At 66.6% G+C, this 22758-nt stretch carries 19 protein-coding genes and 1 other RNA gene; 16 read left to right on the top strand and 4 right to left on the bottom strand.

What is annotated here, in order from left to right:
• Nucleotides 1–9: 9 nt before the first annotated feature.
• Nucleotides 10–3168, bottom strand: coding sequence for a bifunctional diguanylate cyclase/phosphodiesterase (locus MY55_RS07300; RefSeq protein ID WP_065202169.1), 3159 nt, complete (start codon nucleotides 3166–3168; stop codon nucleotides 10–12).
• A gap of 106 nt (nucleotides 3169–3274) precedes the next feature.
• Here MY55_RS07300 and rnpB point away from each other — a divergent pair.
• The 9 genes from rnpB to yedA all read left to right on the top strand — a co-directional run bounded on the left by rnpB (nucleotide 3275) and on the right by yedA (nucleotide 11100).
• Nucleotides 3275–3735: RNase P RNA component class A (gene rnpB, locus MY55_RS07295), an RNA gene on the top strand.
• A gap of 127 nt (nucleotides 3736–3862) precedes the next feature.
• On the top strand, nucleotides 3863–4927 hold the full coding sequence (gene dusB / locus MY55_RS07290; protein WP_047237098.1) for a tRNA dihydrouridine synthase DusB: 1065 nt from the start codon (nucleotides 3863–3865) through the stop codon (nucleotides 4925–4927).
• A 61-nt stretch (nucleotides 4928–4988) separates the two neighbouring features.
• A complete protein-coding gene (locus MY55_RS07285; protein WP_043578218.1) occupies nucleotides 4989–5225 on the top strand; it encodes a helix-turn-helix domain-containing protein in 237 nt (78 codons plus the stop codon).
• A gap of 143 nt (nucleotides 5226–5368) precedes the next feature.
• Nucleotides 5369–6946: a bifunctional phosphoribosylaminoimidazolecarboxamide formyltransferase/IMP cyclohydrolase gene (gene purH / locus MY55_RS07280; protein WP_047237099.1), complete on the top strand. Its 1578-nt coding sequence runs from the start codon at nucleotides 5369–5371 to the stop codon at nucleotides 6944–6946.
• Between the two features lie 138 nt (nucleotides 6947–7084).
• Complete coding sequence (gene purD / locus MY55_RS07275) at nucleotides 7085–8362, top strand: phosphoribosylamine--glycine ligase (RefSeq protein ID WP_043578223.1); 1278 nt, start codon at nucleotides 7085–7087, stop codon at nucleotides 8360–8362.
• 167 nt (nucleotides 8363–8529) lie between these two features.
• Nucleotides 8530–8751, top strand: coding sequence for a hypothetical protein (locus MY55_RS23370; protein WP_146008388.1), 222 nt, complete (start codon nucleotides 8530–8532; stop codon nucleotides 8749–8751).
• A gap of 147 nt (nucleotides 8752–8898) precedes the next feature.
• Nucleotides 8899–9480 (top strand): L-threonylcarbamoyladenylate synthase type 1 TsaC, encoded by a 582-nt coding sequence (gene tsaC, locus MY55_RS07270; RefSeq protein ID WP_172670391.1) that lies wholly within the window; start codon nucleotides 8899–8901, stop codon nucleotides 9478–9480.
• A gap of 26 nt (nucleotides 9481–9506) precedes the next feature.
• On the top strand, nucleotides 9507–10175 hold the full coding sequence (tolQ, locus tag MY55_RS07265; protein WP_043578225.1) for a protein TolQ: 669 nt from the start codon (nucleotides 9507–9509) through the stop codon (nucleotides 10173–10175).
• 61 nt (nucleotides 10176–10236) lie between these two features.
• A complete protein-coding gene (yedA, locus tag MY55_RS07260; protein WP_043578227.1) occupies nucleotides 10237–11100 on the top strand; it encodes a drug/metabolite exporter YedA in 864 nt (287 codons plus the stop codon).
• 46 nt (nucleotides 11101–11146) lie between these two features.
• Here yedA and MY55_RS07255 read toward each other — a convergent pair whose 3' ends face one another.
• Nucleotides 11147–12286, bottom strand: coding sequence for a lytic polysaccharide monooxygenase (locus MY55_RS07255; RefSeq protein WP_065202168.1), 1140 nt, complete (start codon nucleotides 12284–12286; stop codon nucleotides 11147–11149).
• Between the two features lie 428 nt (nucleotides 12287–12714).
• On the opposite strand from MY55_RS07255, the gene MY55_RS07250 reads away from it, so the two are divergent.
• The 5 genes from MY55_RS07250 to nagE all read left to right on the top strand — a co-directional run bounded on the left by MY55_RS07250 (nucleotide 12715) and on the right by nagE (nucleotide 19889).
• Entirely contained in the window at nucleotides 12715–13449 is a 735-nt protein-coding gene (locus MY55_RS07250; protein WP_043578231.1) for a GntR family transcriptional regulator, read from the top strand.
• Complete coding sequence (gene nagA / locus MY55_RS07245; protein WP_043578235.1) at nucleotides 13446–14567, top strand: N-acetylglucosamine-6-phosphate deacetylase; 1122 nt, start codon at nucleotides 13446–13448, stop codon at nucleotides 14565–14567. The genes MY55_RS07250 and nagA overlap by 4 nt, the downstream gene beginning before the upstream one ends.
• The gene (locus tag MY55_RS07240; protein ID WP_244270665.1) at nucleotides 14548–15570 is read left to right on the top strand and encodes an SIS domain-containing protein; all 1023 of its coding nucleotides are present in this window, start codon (nucleotides 14548–14550) and stop codon (nucleotides 15568–15570) included. Before nagA ends, MY55_RS07240 begins: the two co-directional genes overlap by 20 nt.
• 49 nt (nucleotides 15571–15619) lie before the next feature.
• A complete protein-coding gene (ptsP, locus tag MY55_RS07235) occupies nucleotides 15620–18130 on the top strand; it encodes a phosphoenolpyruvate--protein phosphotransferase (RefSeq protein WP_244270664.1) in 2511 nt (836 codons plus the stop codon).
• Between the two features lie 82 nt (nucleotides 18131–18212).
• Complete coding sequence (nagE, locus tag MY55_RS07230) at nucleotides 18213–19889, top strand: N-acetylglucosamine-specific PTS transporter subunit IIBC (protein WP_043578247.1); 1677 nt, start codon at nucleotides 18213–18215, stop codon at nucleotides 19887–19889.
• A gap of 37 nt (nucleotides 19890–19926) precedes the next feature.
• On the opposite strand, the gene MY55_RS07225 is transcribed toward nagE, so the two are convergent.
• Entirely contained in the window at nucleotides 19927–20106 is a 180-nt protein-coding gene (locus tag MY55_RS07225; protein ID WP_065202165.1) for a hypothetical protein, read from the bottom strand.
• 32 nt (nucleotides 20107–20138) lie between these two features.
• On the opposite strand from MY55_RS07225, the gene gap reads away from it, so the two are divergent.
• Nucleotides 20139–21137: a type I glyceraldehyde-3-phosphate dehydrogenase gene (gene gap, locus MY55_RS07220; protein WP_043578250.1), complete on the top strand. Its 999-nt coding sequence runs from the start codon at nucleotides 20139–20141 to the stop codon at nucleotides 21135–21137.
• A 69-nt stretch (nucleotides 21138–21206) separates the two neighbouring features.
• On the opposite strand, the gene MY55_RS07215 is transcribed toward gap, so the two are convergent.
• Entirely contained in the window at nucleotides 21207–21650 is a 444-nt protein-coding gene (locus MY55_RS07215; RefSeq protein ID WP_043578253.1) for an Lrp/AsnC family transcriptional regulator, read from the bottom strand.
• Nucleotides 21651–22068: 418 nt separating this feature from the next.
• On the opposite strand from MY55_RS07215, the gene phoB reads away from it, so the two are divergent.
• Nucleotides 22069–22758, top strand: coding sequence for a phosphate regulon transcriptional regulator PhoB (gene phoB / locus MY55_RS07210; RefSeq protein WP_043578256.1), 690 nt, complete (start codon nucleotides 22069–22071; stop codon nucleotides 22756–22758).

The raw sequence follows: 22758 nt of genomic DNA, 5'->3' as shown, positions 1-22758 counted from the left end.
TGCCGGCGGCTAGGCCGGCTGCAGCGGTTGCTGGGCCTCCAGCCGCCGCGTCATCAATTCTTCGGCCAGCGGGGTGCCCAGCAGGTAGCCCTGCATCGCCTCGCAGCCCAGCGTTTCCAGGAAGTGCTGCTGGGTTTCGTTTTCCACGCCTTCCGCCAGCGTTTCCATGCCCAGCGCGCCGGCCAGGTGGATGATGGCGCTGACGATGGCGGCGTTTTCCTCGTCGCCGGGCAGGTCGGTGATGAAGGAGCGGTCTATCTTCACCGTGTCCGGCGCGAAGCGCTTCAGGTAGGCCAGGCTGGAATAGCCGGTGCCGAAGTCGTCCACCGACAGCCGCACCCCCATCGCCTTGATCACCGCCAGCTGGCGCGAGGCCAGGTCGGCGTCGGCCATCAGCGTGCTTTCCGTCACCTCCAGCTCCAGGCAGTGGCCGGGCAGGCTGTTCTTCTGCAGCGCGTCGCGCACGTCGTCGATGAAGTCGTGGCGCATCAGCTGGTGGGCGGACACGTTGACCGCCACCCGGATCGGCCCCAGGCCGTCGCGCAGCCACTGGCTGGCCTGGCGGCAGGCTTCGTTCAGCACCCAGCGCCCCAGCGGCACGATCAGGCCGGTGTCTTCCGCCACCGGGATGAAGCGGCCGGGCATGATCAGGCCCTCGTCCGGATCGCGCCAGCGCAGCAGCGCTTCGCAGCCCAGCAGGCGGTTGCCGGCCATGTCGTATTGCGGCTGGTACACCAGGTACAGCTGCTGCTGCTCCATCGCCCGCCGCAGCCGGTTTTCCATCAACAGCCGCTCCGCCACCTGGGTGTTCATCTCGCGGGTGTAGAAGCGGAAGGTGTTCCGGCCGTGCGCCTTGGCGTGGTACATCGCCAGGTCGGCGTTCATCAGCAGGTTCTGGATGTCGCTGCCGTCGTCCGGCATCAGGCTGATGCCTATGCTGCAACTGACCACCAGCGAGTGCTCGCCGATCTGGAACGGCTGCTGTAGCGTGCGCAGGATGCGTTCGGCGATCTGCGCCGCCTCGCTCGGCTGATTGATCGCCGGCAGGATCAGCACGAATTCGTCGCCGCCGGTGCGGCCGACGGTGTCGAGGCCGCGCACCGCGCCGGCCAGCCGCCGCGCCACTTCCTTCAGCAGTTCGTCGCCGGCGCTGTGGCCCAGCGTGTCGTTGATGTTCTTGAAGTGGTCGAGGTCGACGAACAGCACCGCCAGCTGGTTGTGCTGCAGCTCGGCCTGGCGTATCGCCTGGTGCAGGCGGTCGTTGACCAGCACGCGGTTGGGCAGGTCGGTCAGCGCGTCGTATTCCGCCATGTGCTGCACCCGGGCCTCCTGCTCCTTGCGTTCGGAAATGTCGGTGAACAGCGCGACGAAGTGGCTGATCGCGCCCTGCGCGTCCTGCAGCACGCTGATGTTGACCCAGCAGGGGAAGTGTTCGCCGTTCTTGCGCTGGTTCCAGATTTCCCCGGCCCATTGGCCGCGCTGGCGCAGGGTCTGCCACAGCTGCTGGAAGAAGGCGGGCTCGTGGCGGCCGGAGAACAGCAGCGATGGTTTGCGGCCCAGCACTTCGTCCTCGCTGTAGCCGGTGATGTGGCAGAAGGCGCGGTTGACGGTGAGGATGCGGTTGTCCGGGTCGGAGATCAGGATGGCTTCGTTGCTGGATTCGAACACCTGGGCGGCCAGCCTCAGCTGGCGCTCGGTCTGGCGGCGGCCGCTGATGTCGCGCGCGGTGGCGCACAGATAGCTGTCGCCCTGATAGCGCAGCTGGTTGACGGTGATTTCCAGGAACAGCTCGCCGTCGTCGCCGTCGTGGCGGGTTTCGAAAGTCAGCGGGAAGGCGCCGGGCGGATGGCGGAACAGGTCGTCCACCAGCTGCGGCAGGCGGCGCAGCGCCAGGTTGCAGTACACCACCTCGCCCTGGCTGCTTTGCAGCGCCACCAGGTCGGTGGCGTTGTCGATCATGAAGTGGCTGAGCTTCAGTTCGCGCGCCTGCTCCTTCAGCGACAGGTGGCTTTGCGCCAGATCGTGCTGGTAGCGCCGCACCAGCGCGCTGACCCAGCGCACGAAATACCAGCACAGCAGGCCGGCGCACAGCATCGCCACCAGCGTCATGCCCAGCGTGGCGATGATGCGCTCGGCCAGCCTGCTTTTCAGCCGCTGCGCGGCGCGCAGGCCGTCGTCCTGTATCGTCTGCACCCGCAGGCTGGTGACCAGGGTCCAGTCCCAGCCCGGCAGCTGGCGGGTGTAGGCGAGATAGGATTCGGCGGCGGCGCCGGCCTCGTCCTGGCGGCTGTATTCGAGGAAGCCGCCGTGCTTGCCGCGCTGGATCAGTTGCAGCGCGCGGTCGCGCTCGGCCGCCGGCAGCGTCTGGTAGGATTTGCCGACCAGCGACGGCCGGGTCGGATAGAGGCGGATCACGCCCTGGCGGTCGATGATCATCAATTCGCCGCCGTCCTGGCCGAAGCGCATCCGCGCCAGCGTGTCCAGGCCCTGCTGCTGCAGCGCGGCTTCCACATTGCTGATGTATTCGCCGCTGCCTATCAGCCAGTTGTAAGGCGGGAAGCGGCGGGCATAGGTGATCTTGTCGTCCATGCGGTTGCCGCCGGGCAGATACCAGCGGTAGGCGGAGAAGCCGCGGCCGTCTGGGTTGGCCACCGAGTCGATCAGGCCGCGCATGATGTAGCGGCCGCGGTCGTCGCGGTTGGCCAGCAGCGAGGTGCCTTCGCGCGCCGGCGCGGTGGGCAGCAGCACGCAGCGGCCGTCCAGGGTGTCGATGAAGAAGTAGCCGCGGCCGTTGAAGTAGCGCAGCGGGCGCAGCGCCTCGACGATCAGCCGCTGCGCGTCCTGTTCGCCGCGGCGGCCGTGTTCTCGGCGCCAGATGGCGTCGGCCAGGCTCCAGGCCTGGTCCACCTGCTCCTGCAGCTGGTGGCGGACGGTGTCGTTGGTGCGTTCGCGCAGCGCCGACAGCAGCAGCGCGGCGTGGTCGGTATAGGCCCGCAGGTTGTCGCGCGCGCGCGCGGAGGCCTCTTGCTCTATGTTTTGCCGTCCGGATTGGAAATCGTGCCAGCTCATCATCAGGAAATAGCTGGTCAGGGTGAGGGCCAGCGCAAACACGATGGCCAGGGTGCCGAACAGCTGCAAGCGCGACAGCCTGGCTTGGTTCAACTCCATCACGGTCTCGGGACTTCGAAAAGGGATGGTCAGTATACGGGATTATCCTGAATGTCATGAAAGATTGTCGGGCGGCGCCGGCGGATTTCCGTTAGAATCGCGGCCGGAAGTCAGTCAGACAGTCGCCGCGCCCGCAAGGGCGGGGAGGAAAGTCCGGGCTCCATAGAGCAGGATGCCGGTTAACGACCGGGCGCCGCGAGGCGACGGAAAGTGGAACAGAGAGCTGAACCGCCGATGGCCGGACTTGTCGACCGCAAGGTCGACAAAGTCTTTTTGGAGGGCTTGTCCCGACAAAAACCCGCAAGGGCGGATCAGGCAAGGGTGAAAAGGTGTACCGGGAGGCGCAAGCCGGCCCGGACGGGCGGGGCAACCCGCTCGCGGTAAGAGCGCACCGCGGACGTGGCGACACGGACGGCAGGCTAAACCCCATCCGGAGCAAGACCAAATAGGGGGGCGCTAACGCGGCTCGCGTTGTCCCCGGGTAGGTTGCTTGAACCTGTCGGCAACGGCAGGTCTAGAGGAATGACTGTCCAACGACAGAACCCGGCTTATCGACTGACTTCCACCCCATTCCCGCAGCCGATTACTCGCGGCTATCGACTCTGCCTAAAAAATAAGCAAAAATTTTTCCCGCCCCGGGCGAAACGCTATACAATACCGACCCTTCCCAGCCCTTACCCGTATTGAAACTGTCATGCAGATAGGTCCCTACCAACTGAAAAACCGGCTGATCGTGGCACCGATGGCCGGGGTGACGGACAGGCCTTTCCGCATGTTGTGCAAACGGCTGGGCGCCGGCATGGCGGTGTCTGAGATGATCACCGCCAACAAGGCCCTGTGGACCACCGCGAAAACGCTGCGCCGCGCCGATCACGAAGGCGAGGTCGAGCCCATCGTGGTGCAGATCGCCGGCGGCGATCCGCAGATGCTGGCCGAGGCGGCGCGCCTGAATGTCGAGCACGGCGCGCAGATCATCGACATCAATATGGGATGCCCGGCGAAGAAAGTGTGCAATGTGGCGGCCGGCTCGGCGTTGCTGCGCGATCTGGACAATGTCGGCCGCATCCTGGAGGCGGTGGTGAAGGCGGTGGACGTGCCGGTGACGCTGAAAACCCGCACCGGCTGGAGCCGCGAGGCGAAGACCGCGCTGCAGGTGGCGCGGATGGCGGAGAACGCCGGCATCGCGGCGCTGGCGCTGCATGGCCGCACCCGCGAGGACATGTACCGCGGCGACGCCGAGTACGACACGATACGCGCGGTCAAGCAGGCGGTGTCGATCCCGGTGGTGGCCAACGGCGACATCGATTCGCCGGAGAAGGCGCGCCGGGTGCTGGACTACACTGGCGCCGACGCCATCATGATAGGCCGCGCCGCGCAGGGGCGGCCGTGGATCTTCCGCGAGATCCAGCATTACCTGGACACCGGCGCGACGCTGCCGGCGCCGGAGGTGGAGGAAATCCGCCACTTGCTGCTGGGCCATCTGGACGAGCTATACCGGTTTTACGGCGAATATTCGGGCTGCCGCATCGCCCGCAAGCACATCGCCTGGTACACCAAGGGCCTGGCCGGCAGCAACGAGTTCCGCCAGCAGATGTACCGGCTGGAGAGCACGGACGAGCAGCGTCTGGCGGTGGCGGACTATTTTGCACGGCTGGGCGAGCAATCCGATCGCCTGGTTTACCTGGCCGAGGATGCAGACAGGATGGACCACGACCGGGAAGCCGGCGTGGAGGGAGAGGCCTGCGGCTATGCTGACTGAAACCGAGGCATGGCGGCACGGGCTTCCTGGGGACCCCGAAATCTGGACACCAATAATAAACATGCAAAACAACGAACATATCGCGCAGTCGGTACGGATTGCGATGGAGCAGTATTTCCGCGATCTCGACGGCGAGGCGCCGTCCGCCATCTACGACATGGTGCTCGCCTGTGTCGAGAAGCCGCTGCTGGAGGTGGTGCTGATACACACCCAGGGCAATCAGACGCGAGCGGCGGAGTTGCTGGGCTTGAACCGCAACACGCTGCGCAAGAAGATGAAGTCGTATGATTTGATTTGAAGATAACCGGCCATGCCTACCCAGGAATGGCCGGTTTTTTTTGTCCGGCCCCGGCGCGGGGCCGGGCCAGCGGGACGGGTTGCGCGGCAGCCCGACCAAACCGGTTTTTTCGTGTTTATCCATAGCCAAAGCGGTAGAGAATCATGACCAAGATCGAACGAGCGCTGATCAGCGTGTCCGACAAGAGCGGTGTTCTGGAATTTGCCCGCGAGCTGGCAAGCCTGGGCGTGCACATCCTGTCCACCGGCGGCACCGCCAAGCTGCTGCTGGACGCCGGCCTGCCGGTGACCGAGGTGTCCGACTACACCGGCTTTCCGGAAATGCTGGACGGCCGGGTGAAGACCCTGCATCCCAAGGTGCATGGCGGCATCCTGGGCCGCCGCGACCTGCCCGAGCACGTGTCCACCATGGCTGAGCACGGCATCGGCAACATCGACCTGGTGTGCGTGAATCTCTACCCGTTCGAAGCCACCATCGCCAATCCGGACTGTTCGCTGGAGGACGCGATCGAAAACATCGACATCGGCGGCCCGACCATGGTGCGCTCCGCTGCCAAGAACTGGGCGCACGTCGCCATCGTCACCGACAGCGCCGACTACCCGGCGCTGGCGGCCGAGATGAAGGCCAACGACGGCCGGCTGGCCAAGGCCACCCGCTTCGAGCTGGCGAAGAAGGCGTTCACCCACACCGCCGCCTACGACGGGGCCATCTCCAACTACCTGACCAGCCTGGCCGACGGCGTGGTGGCGGGCAAGCCGGAGCGCGTCGCCTTCCCGAACCGCCTGAACGCCCAGTTCATCAAGGTGCAGGACATGCGCTACGGCGAAAACCCGCACCAGGCCGCCGCCTTCTACCGCGACCTGGACCCGGCCGCCGGCAGCATCGCCCACTACCGGCAGCTGCAGGGCAAGGAGCTGTCGTACAACAATATCGCCGATGCCGACGCCGCCTGGGAGGCGGTGAAGACTTTCGACGACACCGCCTGCGTCATCGTCAAGCACGCCAACCCGTGCGGCGTGGCGGTCGCCCCGGATACGCTGGCAGCCTACAAGCTGGCCTTCGCCACCGACACCACCAGCGCCTTCGGCGGCATCATCGCCTTCAACCGCCCGGTGGACGCAGCCACGGTGGAAGCCGTGACCGGCCAGTTCCTGGAGGTGCTGATCGCGCCGTCCTTCACCGCAGAAGCCAAGGCCATCATCGCCGCCAAGAAAAACGTGCGGGTGCTGGAAATCCCGCTGGAGACCGGCGCCAACCGCTTCGAACTGAAGCGGGTCGGCGGCGGCGTGCTGGTGCAGACGCCGGACATCCGCAACGTGACGCCGGAAGAGCTGCGCGTGGTCAGCAAGCGCCAGCCGACGCCGCAGGAGATGTCGGACCTGCTGTTCGCTTGGCGCGTGGCCAAGTACGTCAAGTCCAACGCCATCGTGTTTTGCAAGAACGGCCAGACCGCCGGCATCGGCGCCGGCCAGATGAGCCGCGTCGACTCCACCCGCATCGCCGCCCGCAAGGCGCAGGACGCCGGTTTGAGCCTGGCCGGCGCGGTGGCGGCGTCTGACGCCTTCTTCCCGTTCCGCGACGGCATAGACGTGATCGCCGAACAGGGCATCAAGGCCATCATCCAGCCGGGCGGCTCGATGCGCGACGACGAAGTGTTCGCCGCCGCCGACGAGCACGGCATCGCGCTGGTGTTGACCGGCGTGCGCCATTTCCGCCACTGAGCAGGCCGCGGCCGCCGTGGCCGCGACGGAAACGGCGGCAATGAAACAAGCTTGGCGTTATGCTATTCAGGTAATGCCGAGTGATGGCGTAGACGGGCGGCCAGCAGGCCGCCGTCCGCCCAAAATAGGATCTCACCCATGAAAGTTCTCGTGATCGGCTCCGGCGGCCGCGAACACGCGCTGGCCTGGCGCATCGCCAAATCCAGGCGCGTGTCCAAGGTGTTTGTCGCGCCGGGCAATGCCGGAACCGCGCTTGACCCCAATCTGACCAATGTCGATCTCAACAGCGTCGACGCCTGGCTGGCTTTCGCCAAACAGGAAAAGGTGGACCTCACCGTGGTGGGGCCGGAAGCGCCGCTGGCGGCCGGCGTGGTGGACGCCTTCCGCAGCGAGGGGCTGAAGATTTTCGGCCCCAGCCAGTACTGCGCGCAGCTGGAAAGCTCCAAGGATTTCGCCAAGGCCTTCATGCAGCGCCACGGCATCCCCACCGCCGCTTACCGCACCTTCGCCAGCGCCACCGAGGCGCACGCCTATGTCAACGACAAGGGCGCGCCCATCGTGATCAAGGCCGACGGCCTGGCCGCCGGCAAGGGCGTGGTGGTGGCGATGACGCTGGACGAGGCGCACGCCGCCATCGACGACATGCTGCTGGGCAACAAGATGGGCTCGGCCGGCAGCCGCGTGGTGATAGAGGACTTCCTGCAGGGCGAGGAGGCCAGCTTCATCGTGATGGTGGACGGCGAGCATGTGCTGCCGATGGCCACCAGCCAGGACCACAAGCGCTTGCTGGACCACGACATGGGCCCGAACACCGGCGGCATGGGCGCCTACAGCCCGGCGCCGGTGGTGACGCCGGCGGTGCATAACCGCGTGATGCGCGAAATCATCAACCCCACCGTGCTGGGCATGAAGAAGGACGGCCATCCGTATACCGGCTTCCTGTACGCCGGCCTGATGATAGACGCCGACGGCAAGCCGCACACCATCGAGTTCAACTGCCGTTTCGGGGATCCGGAAACCCAGCCCATCATGGCGCGGCTGAAAACCGACTTCACCATGCTGCTGGAAGCCGGCGTCAACGGCCGGCTGGACAAGGTGGAGGCCGAATGGGACCGCCGCGTGGCGCTGGGGGTGGTGCTGGCCGCCGCCGGCTATCCGGACGCGCCGCGCAAGGGCGACGCCATCCACGGCATTCCGCATGAGACCGACGACGGCGTGGTGTTCCATGCCGGCACCGCGCTGGATGGCGAGCAGCAGCTGCGCAGCCACGGCGGCCGGGTGCTGTGCGCGGTGGGGCTGGGCGACAGCGTCAAGATGGCGCAGGGCAAGGCCTATCTGTTGGCCGACGCCATCGATTTCGCCGGCAAGCAGTATCGCCGCGACATCGGCGCGCGGGCGATAGGCCGCAAGGTCTGAGCGTCTCGCCGCCGTAGGGAAAACAGCGCCATCAGGCGCTGTTTTCTTTCGCGCCGGCTGGTTTTTATGCGATTTTGATGCGCTGGCGCGCGATTTAGATGAAGGATTGATGTCCGGCGACATACATTGACAGCATGCCCATCCGGCATTTCGCAAGGGGTGTCGCCATGTATGTTCCCGACAATGAAGCCAGCCTGCCGGCAGAACCGGAGCCTGGAAGTCGCAGCCGCTTGATGCATTTCCTGACGCACGAGCGCCGTTGCTGGCGCCGCCTGGCCTACTGGCTGAAGCAGTTCAACACCGAAGCCGGCCCGCCGCCGCGCTGTTATGCCTGGCGCGCCGCGCCGGAAGATGTCCCCGAAGACCACGAGGATTTGCTGTTGCATTGAGGCATGGTTCGACACCGGAGTCGGACGATGGCCTGTAGTCGATTCCGGTGTTCCTTCCCCGTCTGTTCGCGCTCAATTCCCGCCTGTGCTTTTCCTCCGTTGCCGGTACAATGGCGGCTTCCCGTTTTCGTTCCGATCCGATCAATCATGAAGTCCGGTTCCAGCCCCTTGCCGCGTCTGCCAGGCAGACGCCTGCAGCAAAGGGCGCGCGCGCAATTGCGCCATGGCGGCGTGATCGCCTATTCCACCGAATCCTGCTACGGCCTCGGCTGCCATCCGCTCGACGTCCGCGCGATACGCCGGGTGCTGGCGATCAAGGCGCGGCCCAATCACAAGGGCCTGATCGTCATCGCCGCCGATTTCGAGCAGATCCGCCATCTGGTCAAGCCGCTGAATGCCGCGCAGCGCGCGGAACTGGAACGCCATTGGCCGGGTCCATATACCTTTTTGCTGCCGGCGTCGCGGCGGGTGCCGCCGGCGCTGCGCGGCCGGCACGACAAGATAGCGGTGCGGGTGACCGCCCACGGCGAGGCGGCGGCGCTGTGCCGCAGCCTGGGGACGGCGCTGGTGTCGACTTCGGCCAACCGCGCCGGGCAGAAATCGCTGAAGCGGGCGCGCGCCTGTCGCATGGCCTTCAAGGACAGGGTGCTGACCTTGCCGGGCCGCATCGGCAAGCGTCGCAAACCGTCCACCATCATCGATCTGGAAAGCGGCCGCGTGTTACGCTAGGCCGCATGTGAATTGAGGAAAACGCCGTGCAACAGATTTCATTTATTAGCCTGATCCTGAACGCCAGCCTGATGGTGCAGCTGGTGATGGCGGGACTGGCGCTGACTTCCCTGCTGTCGTGGGCGCTGATTTTCAGCAAGATCGCGGCGTTGAGCGCCGCCAAGCGCCACAGCGAGGAGTTCGAGCGCAACTTCTGGAGCGGGGCGGATCTGAACCGCCTGTACGAAGACGTGTGCCGCCGCAGCGACACCGCCGGCATGGAGCGCATCTTCCAGTCCGGCTTCGCCGAATTTCTCAAGCAGCGCGGCCGCGGCGGCGCCGAGCTGTCCGACATCATGGACGGTTCGCGCCGGGCGATGCGGGCGGCGGCGCAGCGCGAGCTGGACACGCTGGACAGCCACACCTCCTTCCTGGCGACGGTCGGCTCGGTCAGCCCCTATGTCGGCCTGTTCGGCACGGTGTGGGGCATCATGCATGCCTTCATCGGCCTGGGCAACGCCGGCCAGGCCACGCTGAGCACCGTGGCGCCCGGCATCGCCGAGGCGCTGGTGGCCACCGCCATCGGCCTGTTCGCGGCCATTCCGGCGGTGGTGGCCTACAACCGCTTCGCTACCGACGTCGACCGCCTGGCCACCCGCTTCGACACCTATATGGAAGAGTTCTCCAACATCCTGCAGCGGCTGGCGACGCGTTAAGACCCTTGCCGTTTCGGCTTGCATCCGGCATGGTTTGATCTTGGAATTTACGGATCGAACCATGCCTTTTTCACGTCTCGCGCCGCTGACGCTGGCCGCTTTCCTCGCCCTTTACCTGGTCTGGGGCTCCACCTATCTGGTCATCCGCATCGGCGTCGAATCCTGGCCGCCGCTGTTGATGGCCGGCATCCGCTTTTTGCTGGCCGGCAGCCTGGTGCTGGGGTATCTGGCGTGGAAGCGGACGCCGTGGCCGGACGCGCGCCAGCTGGGCGGCGCGGCGCTGCTGGGGGTGCTGATGCCGGCGATAGGCAACGGCCTGGTGACGGTGGCCGAACGCGAGGTGTCGTCGGGCGTGGCGGCGCTGGTGATCGCCACGGTGCCGCTGTTCACGCTGCTGTTCGCCCGCTTGTTCGGCCACCGCTCGCGGCCGCTGGAGTGGGCCGGCATGGGCTTGGGCGTATGCGGCATCGTGCTGTTGAACCTGGGCTCCAGCCTCAGCGCCAGCCCGCGCGGCGCGGCGCTGCTGATCCTGGCCTCGGCCGGCTGGGCGCTGGGCTCGGCCTGGAGCAAGAAGCTGCCGCAGCCGGCCGGCGCGATGGGCAGCGCCTGGACCATGATTTTCGGCGGCCTGGCGTTGCTGGCGTCGAGCTGCGCCGTCGGCGAGCGCCTCGCCGCCTGGCCCGGCGTGGAAGGCTGGGGGGCGCTGCTGTACCTGACGGTGTTCGGTTCGATGATCGCCTACAGCGCCTACCTCTACCTGCTGAAGACGGTATCGGCGGCGGCGGCCACCAGCTACGCCTATGTCAATCCGGTGATCGCGGTGCTGCTGGGCGCGCTGTTCCTCGGCGAGCGGGTCGGCGTCCACGAGATGCTGGCGATGGTGGTGATCGTCACCGCGGTGGTGCTGATCAGCTGGCGCAAATGACGAAAAAACGCCGCTCTTCGGAGCGGCGTTTTTCATGGACGGAGCGTCAGAGCGCCTGCCACAGCGTGGCCTGGGTGGACGGCGTCCAGCCGGCGCCGGCCCAGGCGGTGTGGGCCTGCAGGCAGCGGTACTGGCGGCCCTGGTAGCTGACGACCTGGCCGGTCGCGTATTTGCCGCCTTCCTGCCAGGCGTTGGCGGCGGGCGGCGTCGCGCCGCCGTCGCCCTTCTTCAGATCGACCGCGAAGCTGTAGCCCTTGTAGCTGTCGTTCAGGTAGACGCGGTTGGCGGTGGCATCCTTCACCGGCACGATGGATACGGCGCGCTGCTGCGATTTCAGCACGCCGATGCGGATGGCCGGCGAGGCGGCGTTGACCTTGAGCGCCAGCGCGTACGGCCAGTTGGCGGCCTGGCCGCTGGCGGCGTTCAGCGCCACCGTGTGCTTCTCGGCGTCGCGGCCCTGGCTGTCGAACACCCGCAGCGTGGCGCTGCTGCCGGCCGGCAGGTTTTCGCGCGCGGCGACGTTGCCGATTTCCTTCCACGGATTGGCGGCCGGCGGCGCGGCGTCGCCGAAGCTGACGTCGGAGCACGAGTAGAAGGCCTCCTCGCTGTCGGAACGCTTCCAGACGTTGAAGATGATGTGCTGGCCGGTCTTGCCCTGCGGCAGCTTCAGCGTCATGTGGTAGCGCTTGGCGGCGTCCTGCTGCGGATTGCCGTTGACGGTGCCGAACAGTTCCAGGTCCGACCATTTCAGCGGCAGGTCCGGATTCCAGCCGTTCTTGGTGATGTAGAACTTGAAGTACTTGGTGGCGTGCGGCGCGGTGGCCTTGTAGATGAATTCGTAATTGCCGTTGGCGTCCGGCACGATGCTGGTGGCGCGCCAGTCGCGGCGGGCCAGGTTGAAGCCTTTGAATTCGGCCTTGCCGCCGCCGCACAGCGTGCCGTCCGGCACCGCCGCCTGGTGGTTGTCGCCCTGCGGATTCTGGTTGATGCCGTTCCAGTCGTACATCGCCTGGGTGCCGCCGACTTGCCTGGCCGCCTGGCAGGCGGCGGTCTTCGGCGCTTCCGGGCCTTCCAGGAAGCAGCTGTAAGTGCGGTTGATCGGAACTTCCATGGTGCCATGCGCCCATAGCGGCGCGCTCAGGCAGCTTAGCGTCATCACGGCGGGGAGTTGCCAATGCAGTTTCATTACAAGCTCCTTGTTGTAGTGGTATGCAAATGCACAGTCATCAGCGGGACTGATCCAGTACGCCAAAACAAGTTGGCGATTTAAAATTTGATGCAAATTTTAAATGCAAGTTTACAAACTGGTATTAATGACGGCCAACTGGCCGTGAGGCCACGCTGGCTTGATTCTTGCAAAGATCGCGCCGCGCCAGTCCTGCGTTCCCGCCTCTCCCTGGCCAAATTTCCACTTTTCCCCGCCATGAATCCGCGCGCTGTCGTTTTGTTGCCATGCGGCCGATATTAAGCGGCGATGATCTGACAAATGGTATTGACGTGGTATTAATGTGGTATTAACTTCCGCAGGGTAAGCCAGCCATTGCGGCGGCTGCGGGATACCGGAGGCGGAAGACTAGGCTTACACTGCAATTTTCAGACCACTTGCAGACGACCATGGAAAACCGCTGGCTGGCATTGAAACCCGATGAAAACCTGAGCACCCCGCTGTACCTGCAGCTGTCGCGCAAACTGGCCGATGCGATCAACGCCGGCTGGTGGCAGGCGGACGAGGCGCTGCCGTCGGAACGGACGTTTTCGGAAGAGCTGGGCATTTCGCGCGTCACGGCGCGCAAGGCGATGGATGTGCTGCTGGAGCAGGGCATGATCCGCCGGCGCCAGGGCTCGGGCACCTTCATCACGCCCAGGCTGGAGCAGCCGCTGTCGCGCTTGACCGGCTTTACCGAGCAGCTGCGGCTGCGCGGCTTCGTGCCGTCGTCGGTGTGGCTGGAGCGCGGCGTGTTCCCGCCCAGCAACGAGGAAGTGATCCGCCTGGGGCTGTCGCCGACCTCGATGGTGGCGCGGCTGAAGCGGCAGCGGCTGGCAGACGGCGTGGTGATGGCGATTGAAATGAGCACGATGCCGGTGGCGTATCTGCCGGATCCGCAGGCGGTGGGCACGTCTTTATACGCCCACCTGGACGCGGCGGGACATTCGGTGGTGCGCGCGCTGCAGCACATCCGGGCGGTGAACGCCTCGGGCGACGTCGCCACGCTGGCCGGCATCCGGCCCGGCGAGGCGATGCTGCTGATCACCCGGATCGGCTTCAATGCCGACAATGTGGCGATCGAGCTCACCGACACTTACTGCCGCAACGATTATTACGATTTTGTAGCCGAACTGAAACGATGACCCAGAACCTGACCTTGCAGGGCCGCATCCTCACCGCCTCCGGGTGGATGGACGGCGTCGTGCGCCTGGCGGCCGATGGCCGCATCGCAGAGATAGACGCCAAGCTGGCGTCTGGCCGGCAGCCGGAACGCTATATCCTGCCCGGCTTCATCGACCTGCACGTGCACGGCGGCGGCGGGGTGGACATCATGGAGGGCGGCAACGCCATCTCCCATGTCGCCCGGCTGCATGCCCGCTTCGGCACCACCTCCTTGCTTGCCACCACCATGACGGCGCCGCCGGAGGAAATCAGCCGCGTGCTGGCCGATCTGGGCCGCAACTGCAAGGAAAGGGCGCCGGCGGGCAGCCGGGTGCTGGGCGTGCACCTGGAAGGCCCGTACATCAACCCGGGCAAGCTGGGCGCGCAGCCCGACGACGCCTGTCAGGCGGCGATGGCGCAAATCGACGCCTACCGCGCGCTGGCCCCGATCTCGCTGATCACGCTGGCGCCGGAAATCCCCGGCCATCTCGACATCATCCGCACGTTGTCCGCGCAAGGCGTGCGGGTGCAGATGGGCCACACCCTGGGCAGCTACGAGCAGGCGGTGGAGGCGCTGGAGCAGGGCGCGTCCGGCTTCACCCACCTGTTCAACGCGATGACCGGCCTGCATCACCGCGAGCCCGGCGTGGTGGGCGCCGCGCTGGCGCACGCCGAATACGCCGAGCTGATCCCCGACTTGCTCCACGTGCATCCGGGCGCGATCCGCACCGCGCTGCGCGCCATTCCGCGCCTCTACTGCGTGACCGATTCCACCGCCGCCGCCGGCATGCCGGACGGCGAGTACAAGCTGGGCTCCCACTCCGTGACCAAATGCATGGGCGGGGTGAGGCTGGCCGACGGCACCTTGGCCGGCAGCACGCTGACCATGGACCAGGCGCTGCGCAACCTGGTGAAGATCGGCCTGCCGCTGGCCGACGCCAGCCACCGCCTGTCGCTGTACCCGGCCGACTACCTGGGCTTGTCCGAGCGCGGCCGCCTGGCCCCCGGCGCCTGGGCCGACATCGTGGCGCTGGATGCCGACCTGAATTTGCAGCAAGTCTACGTAGAGGGAGAAGAGATTGGCCTCGTTGATGCTTGAAGAAGCGCTGTACGCCGCCGAGGCGGTGTCCGCGCAACATATGTACGCCGATGAAGGCCTGGCCGCGCTGGGGCGCGAGCTGGCCCGCATCGCGCCTAAGCTCGCGCTGACGGTGGCGCGCGGCAGTTCCGACCACGCGGCCAACTACTTCGCCTACCTGGTGATGCAGCGCCTCGGCATTCCGGTGGTGTCGCTGCCGATGTCGCTGGTGACGCTGCACCGCGCGCCGCTGGCGGTGGAAGGGCAATTGGCGGTCGCCGTGTCGCAGTCGGGCCAAAGCCCGGACCTGGTGGACACCGTCAAGGCGCTGTCCGCGGCCGGCGCGCACACCGTGGCGCTGGTCAACAAGCAGCAGTCGCCGCTGGCCGAGGCCAGCGACTGGGCGGTGCCGCTGTGTGCCGGCGAGGAAAAAAGCGTCGCCGCCACCAAGAGCTACATCACCGCGCTGTCCGCCGTCGCCCGCCTGGTGGCGCACTGGCATGCCGACGAGGCGCTGCTGGCCGCGCTGGAAAATCTGCCGCAGCGTCTGACCGAAGCCGCCGTCCAGGACTGGTCCGCCGCCATCGAAGTGCTGCAGCCGGCCGAACGCATCATGGTGGTCGGCCGCGGCCTGGGCTTCGCGGTGGCGCTGGAGGCGGCGCTGAAATTCAAGGAAACCTGCGCGATCCAGGCCGAGGCTTTCTCCGGCGCCGAGATCAAGCACGGCCCGATGGCGCTGATCGACGACGGCTACCCGCTGCTGATCTTCGCGCCGCGCGGCCCGGAACAGCAGGGCCTGATCGATCTGGCGGCCGAGATGCGCGGCCGCGGCGCCAAGGTGTTGCTGGCGGCGCCGGCCGAAGTCGCCAGCCGCGACCTGACGCTGGCGCTGGCCGACGACGAGGCGCTGGATCCGCTGCTGGCGATCCAGAGCTTCTACTTGATGGCGGCGCGCTTGTCCGAGGCGCGCGGCCTGAATCCGGACCTGCCGCGCCATCTGTCCAAAGTCACCTGCACCCGCTGAGCGGGGCGGGTTTTCCGCCGGGACGCCGCGGTGTCCCGGAATAAAAAGAATGGAACAAGGAATCGCGATGACCACCACGCTAGATCTGCTGGCGCCGTTCACCGGCCCGGCCGTGCCGCTGTCCCAAGTGCCCGATCCGGTGTTCGCCGGCCTGATGGCGGGCGACGGCCTGGCGCTGGAGCCGCTGTCGTCCACGCTGCTCGCGCCCTGTAGCGGGACGGTCAGCCAGTTGGCCCGTACCGGCCACGCGTTGACGCTGACCGCCGACAACGGCGCCGAGGTGCTGATCCACATCGGCATCGACACCGTCAAGCTGGAGGGCCAGGGTTTCCAGCCACTGGTGCGGGCCGGCGAGCGCGTGGTTCAAGGCCAGCCGCTGATCGAGGTGGACCTGGACGCGGTGGCGCGCCGCGCGCCGTCGCTGCAGACCATGGTGGTGATCGCCAATTCCGAGCAGTTTGATTTTCCCCTCCGCGCCGAAGGCTTGGTCGAAGCCGGCCGGACGCGCTTCCTGACCCTGGCGGCCCGCGGGGATGTCTCCCCCCGCGGCGCCGCCGGCGGCCCGGAACGCCGCGGCGAGGCGGTGGTGCGCCATGAGGGCGGCCTGCACGCGCGGCCGTCGGCGCGGGTGCAGCAGGCAGCCAAGGCATTCGCCGCCGACATCGTCATCGAATTCAACGGCAAGCAGGCCAACGCGCGCAGCGTGGTGGCGCTGATGAGCCTGGGGGTGGCCGAAAACGACGTGGTGGCGGTAGCCGCCAGCGGCGCCGACGCCGACGCCGCGCTGGCGGCGGTGGTGGGCGTGTTGCAAACCCATAGCGGCGCCGGCCACGCGCCGGCCGCTAGCGCCGCTGTCGTCCAGGTGGCGGGCCGCATCGCCGGCGTCGCCGCCGCGCCGGGCCTGGCCATCGGCCAGGCGGTGCGGCTGGATGCTTTCGACATGCCGCTGCCGGAGCGCGGCGCCGGCGCGCAGGCGGAACGCGCCGCGCTGCTGGACGCGCAGGCGGCGGTGCGCGCCGACATTCAGCGCGGCATAGACGAGGCGCTGCGCCGCGGCGCCACCGCCGAGAGCGACATCTTCGCCGCCCATCTGGCTCTGCTGGACGATCCGGAGCTGCTGGCGGCGGCCGGGCGCGGCATCGACGCCGGCCTGAGCGCCGGCTTGGCCGCGCGCCAATCCATCCGCGCGCAATGCGAGGTGCTGGCCGGCCTGGGCAACCAGCTGTTGGCCGAGCGGGTGGCCGATCTGAAAGACATCGAGCGGCAGCTGCTGCGCGCGCTGTACGGCGACGCCGGCTCCGCGCCCGAGCTGTTCGACGCGTCCATCCTGGTGGCCGACGATCTGGCGCCGTCCGAATTGACCCGCCTGCCGCGCGGCAAGGTGGCCGGCATCGTCACCGCCGCCGGCGGCGCCAGCGGCCACGTCGCCATCCTGGCGCGGGCGATGGGCATTCCGGCGCTGGTGGCCTGCGGCCCCGCCGCGCTGACGCTGCGCCACGGCCAGCAACTGATCCTGGACGCGCGCGCCGGCCTCGCCAATCCGCAGCCGGACGCGGCCGAGCTGGCCGCCGCGCGCGCGCAAATCGAGCAGCTGGCGGCGCGCCTGCGCTCGATGCAGGCGTCGGCCAGCGCGCCGGCCATCACCCAGGACGGCGTGGCGATCGAAGTGGCGGTCAACATCGCCAACGCCGACGACGCCCGCGAAGGCGTGGCGCACGGCGCCGACGCGGTGGGCCTGCTGCGCACCGAATTCCTGTTCATCGACCGCCGCGACGCGCCGACCGAGGCCGAGCAGACCGCCGCCTATCAGGCGGTGCTGGACGCGCTGGACGGCCGCAACGCCATCATCCGCACGCTGGATGTCGGCGGCGACAAGGACGTGCCTTACCTGCAATTGCCGCCGGAGCCGAATCCGGCGCTGGGCCTAAGAGGCATCCGCGCCGGCTTCGCCTATCCGGAGATGCTGGACACCCAATTGCGCGCGCTGTTGGCGGTGAAGCCGCTGGCGCGGCTGCGCATCCTGGTACCGATGATCGCCGACGTCGGCGAACTGATCCGGCTGCGCGAGCGCATCGAGCAGCTGGCGGTGGAAATGCAGTTGGCCGAACGGCCGCAGCTGGGGGTGATGGTGGAGGTGCCGTCGGCGGCGCTGCTGGCCGACCAGTTGGCCAAGCACGCCGATTTCCTGTCGATAGGCAGCAACGACCTGACCCAGTACACGCTGGCGATGGACCGTTGCAACGCCACGCTGGCCGCCCGCATCGATTCGCTGCATCCGGGCCTGCTGCGCCTGATCGCCATCGCGGTGGAAGGCGCCAAACGGCACGGCAAATGGGTGGGGGTGTGCGGCGCGATGGCGTCCGATCCGCAGGCGGTGCCGGTATTGCTGGGGCTGGGCGTGGCCGAGCTGTCGGTCAGCCCGCGGCTGGTGCCGGAGGTGAAGAGCCTGGTGCGCGGCTTGTCGCAACGGCAATGCCAGAGCGAGGCCGAGCGCCTGCTGGGATTGAGCTCCGCGCAGGAAGTGCGCGGCAGGATAGTGGAGTTGTGGCCCGCCGCCTGAGGCGGGGGTGAGGAGCGTTGCGTGATGTGCTGGTGAGCCGCCGCGAGACAAGACGGCGCCAGATTAACCTGGGAGATATGTTGTGAGTACTCTGAACAAGTTTGCCGGCATCCAGCAATTGGGGCGCGCCCTGATGCTGCCGATCGCCGTGTTGCCGGTGGCCGGCCTGCTGCTGCGGCTGGGTCAGCCCGACCTCTTGGACATCAAGATGATGGCCCAGGCCGGCGACGCCATTTTCGGCAATCTGGCGCTGATCTTCGCCATCGGCGTGGCGGTCGGCTTCGCCAAGGACAATAACGGCACCTCCGGCCTGGCCGGCGCCATCGGCTATCTGGTGATCACCGCGGTGCTGAAGACGATAGACGCCAAGATCAATATGGGCGTGCTGTCCGGCATTCTGTCCGGCCTGGTGGCCGGCGCGCTGTACAACCGCTACAAGGACATCGCGCTGCCCAGCTACCTGGCCTTCTTCGGCGGCAAGCGCTTCGTGCCCATCGCCACCGGCTTCGCCGCGCTGATCCTGGGCGCGGCGCTCGGCTACATCTGGATGCCGGTGCAGAACGCCATCGACAACACCGGCCACTGGATGATAGGCCTGGGCGAAGTCGGCGCCTTCGTGTTCGGCGTGCTCAACCGCCTGCTGATCGTCACCGGCCTGCACCATATCCTCAACAACATCTTCTGGTTCCAGCTGGGCGACTTCACCGACGCCACCGGCAAGGTGGTGCACGGCGACCTGACCCGCTTCTTCGCCGGCGACAAGACGGCCGGCATGTTCATGGCCGGCTTCTTCCCGGTGATGATGTTCGGCCTGCCGGCGGCCTGCCTGGCGATGTACCGCACCGCCAAGCCGGAAAACAAGGCGGCGGTCGGCGGCCTGCTGTTTTCGCTGGCGCTGACCGCGATGCTGACCGGCGTCACCGAGCCGGTCGAATTCGCCTTCATGTTCCTGGCGCCGGCGCTGTACGCGATCCACGCGCTGCTGACCGGCCTGTCGATGGCCATCATGCACGCGCTCGACGTCAAGCTTGGCTTCGGCTTCTCCGCCGGCCTGTTCGACTACGTGCTGGGCTTCGGCATTTCCACCCATCCGTGGTATCTGCTGCCGGTGGGCGCGGTCTACTTCGTGGTGTACTACGGCCTGTTCGTGTTCTTCATCAAGAAGTTCGACCTGAAGACCCCGGGCCGCGAGGACGGCGCGGTGGCCGTCGCCGCCGGCGTCAAGGGCACCGAGCGCGCGCGCGGCTTCATCACCGCGCTGGGCGGCGCCGCCAACCTGAAGAACGTCGACGCCTGCACCACCCGGCTGCGCCTGCTGGTGGTCAGCAATGACAAGGTGGACGAGGCCGCGCTGAAGGCGCTGGGCTCGCGCGGGCTGATCCGCCCGGCCGCCGGCAGCGTGCAGGTGGTGCTGGGGCCGGAGGCCGACCTGATCGCCGACGAGATCCGCAACGCGCTGGGCGCGGCCGCCGCCGCGCCGCAAGCCGCCGCCGAGACGCTGGTGTCCACCGCAGCCGCCAACGGGGCCAGCATAGACAAGGTGCGCTGGCTGGCCGCGCTGGGCGGCGCCGACAATGTGCGCAAGGTGGAGGCGGTGGCCGGCAGCCGGCTGCGGGTGGAGGTGGCCGACAGCGGCCGCGTCGACCAGGACGCGCTGCGCCAGCTGGGCGCCAGCGGCGTCACCGCAGTTTCGGCCACGCTGCTGCATATCATTCTGCAGGGCGACGCAAGCCCCTACGCCGCTGTTTTGCAAGGATGAAACGGCAATTTCGCCAACTCTTGATGTAGCGAGTTGATTACAAGGTGAAATGGGTGGAAAGTGACAGCGCAAGGAACGAGATGGCCTTGCGCTGTTTTGTTTTCCGGGCGCCGCGGCGCGGCCGGCGGCCACAGTCCGCCGCCTGGCGGCAAGGGCGCCCGCCCACGGAATCGGCATTCTCGGCGGCCGCGGCACGGATCGCCGCCGGGTCGTTCATTGAGCATTACAAGGTGATAAGGAGACTTCCTCATGACTATCAAAGTCGGTATCAACGGTTTCGGTCGTATCGGTCGCATGGCGTTCCGCGCAATCGCCAAGGATTTTCCTGAAATCGAAGTAGTCGGCATCAACGATCTGCTCGACCCGGAATACCTGGCCTACATGCTGAAGTACGATTCGGTGCACGGCCGCTTCAACGGCGAGGTCAAGGTGGAAGGCAATAGCCTGATCGTCAACGGCAAGACCATCCGCCTGACCGCCGAAAAAGACCCGGCCAACCTGAAATGGAACGAGATCGGCGCCGACATCGTCATCGAATGCACCGGCTTCTTCCTGACCCAGGAAAGCTGCCAGAAGCACATCGAAGCCGGCGCCAGGAAAGTGGTGCAGTCGGCGCCGTCCAAGGACGACACCCCGATGTTCGTCTACGGCGTCAACCACGAAAAATACGCCGGCGAGGCAATCGTCTCCGCCGCGTCCTGCACCACCAACTGTCTGGCTCCGGTGGCCAAGGTGCTGCACGACAACTGGGGCATCAAGCGCGGCCTGATGAGCACCGTGCACGCCGCCACCGCCACCCAGAAGACCGTTGACGGCCCGTCCAGCAAGGACTGGCGCGGCGGCCGCGGCATCCTGGAAAACATCATCCCCTCGTCCACCGGCGCCGCCAAGGCGGTGGGCAAGGTGATCCCGGAGCTGAACAAGAAGCTGACCGGCATGGCCTTCCGCGTGCCGACCTCCGACGTGTCGGTGGTGGACCTGACGGTGGAGCTGGAGAAGGAAGCCGACTACGCCGACATCTGCAAGGCGATGAAAGAGGCGTCCCAGGGCGCGCTGAAGGGCGTGCTGGGCTACACCGACGAAAAAGTGGTGTCCACCGACTTCGTCGGCAACACCGCGCCGTCCACCTTCGACGCCGACGCCGGCATCGCGCTGGACAAGACCTTCATCAAGGTGGTGGCCTGGTACGACAACGAATACGGCTACACCTGCAATATGCTGCGCTTCGTGCGGCACGTGGCGGGTTGAGAAGTATGTAAGGGAGAGTTGTACTCTGTTCCGGCCGGCGCCCGTGAGGGCCCCGGCCTTTTTTATCGCCTAGTCGTCCTGCTGCAGCGCCGGCATCCGCGGCGCCACCGGCATGTCGATGATGATGGAGGTCTTGGTGTCGCCGAACTGCATCAGCCGGGCGATCAATGCCTGCAGCGAGGCCATGGTGTCCACCGCCACCTTGATCATCAGGCCGCTGGTGCCGGTGATGGACGCGCACTCGATCACCTCGGGAGTGTTGCGGATCTGCTCGATCACCAGGTAGTACTCCAGATGCTTGACTGTCAGTTCGATCAGGCAGGAAATCGGCAGGCCGACCCGGCCGGGATCGATCTGGGCGCGGTAGCCGGTGATCACGCCGGCTTGCTCCAGTTTGGCCACCCGGTCGGCCACCGCGGGGGCGGAAAGGTTTACCCGGCGCGCCAGTTCGGCGAAGCTGATTCTGGCATTTTCGTGCAGTGCAGCGAGGATTTTGCGATCAAATCTGTCCATGTTTCGATTCTAATGAAATATGACAAAATAAACATCAAAAAAAAGGCGGAAAAAGAAAAAATCCAATGAATGAATGGGTATGGCCCGGCATTTGCTACGTAGAATGCAGCCCGTATCAAGGAGAAAGCGGCACGTCCCGCCGCGGTCTCCGTCCAAGATTGGTTGCGGATGAGCGAGTCGCTCGACCCCCTCATTTGAGACTGTCCTGGTGATCTCTTTGTCCCTGGTCTCTTGTCAGATCAAACGTTTTTGACGACGACCATTCCGGGTCTGCCCATCTGGCAGGCCCGTTTTTTTTGTCTGGCGGCGGCGGGCCGGATCGCGGACAATCCGGGCGCGGGAACTGACCAAGACATGTCATATTACTGTCATCAAGCGTTTGTATCCTTGCCACACAATCAAACGAGGATAGCCGACCATGGCCGCCAATATCTTGCTTGTCGAAGACGAACCGGCGATTCAGGAGCTGATCGCCTTCAACCTGGCCCAGGCTGGCCACCACGTGCTGCGCGCCGGCACCGCCGAAGCCGCGCTGACCCTGGTCAGAAACGCGCTGCCCGACCTGGTGCTGCTGGACTGGATGCTGCCGGGCGCCAGCGGCGTCGACGTGGCCAAGCGCCTGCGCGCCGACGAGCGCACCCGCCACATTCCCATCATCATGCTGACCGCCCGCTCCGATGAGCAGGACAAGATCGTCGGCCTGGAAACCGGCGCCGACGACTACATCACCAAGCCGTTCTCGCCGCGCGAGCTGTTGGCACGCATCAAGGCGGTGCTGCGCCGCCGCGCGCCGCAGATGACCGACGACGCGGTGGACGTGCAGGGCCTGCGGCTGGACCCGGTGACCCACCGCGTCACCGGCAACGGCAGCGTGATCGACCTCGGGCCGACAGAATTCCGCCTGCTGCATTTCTTCATGACCCACCCGGAGCGCGTGCACTCGCGCGCCCAGCTGCTGGACCAAGTGTGGGGCGATCATGTCTTTGTCGAGGAGCGCACCGTGGACGTGCACATCCGCCGGCTACGCAGCGCGCTGGAGGGCACTCAGCACGACGGCCTGATCCAGACCGTGCGCGGCACCGGCTACCGCTTCTCCGTGCAACAGTGA

The organism is Chromobacterium subtsugae, from assembly GCF_001676875.1.
Lineage (GTDB): Bacteria > Pseudomonadota > Gammaproteobacteria > Burkholderiales > Chromobacteriaceae > Chromobacterium > Chromobacterium subtsugae.
Note: the sequence above shows the minus strand (reverse complement) of the source record. Positions and strands in the feature narration are given on the sequence as shown.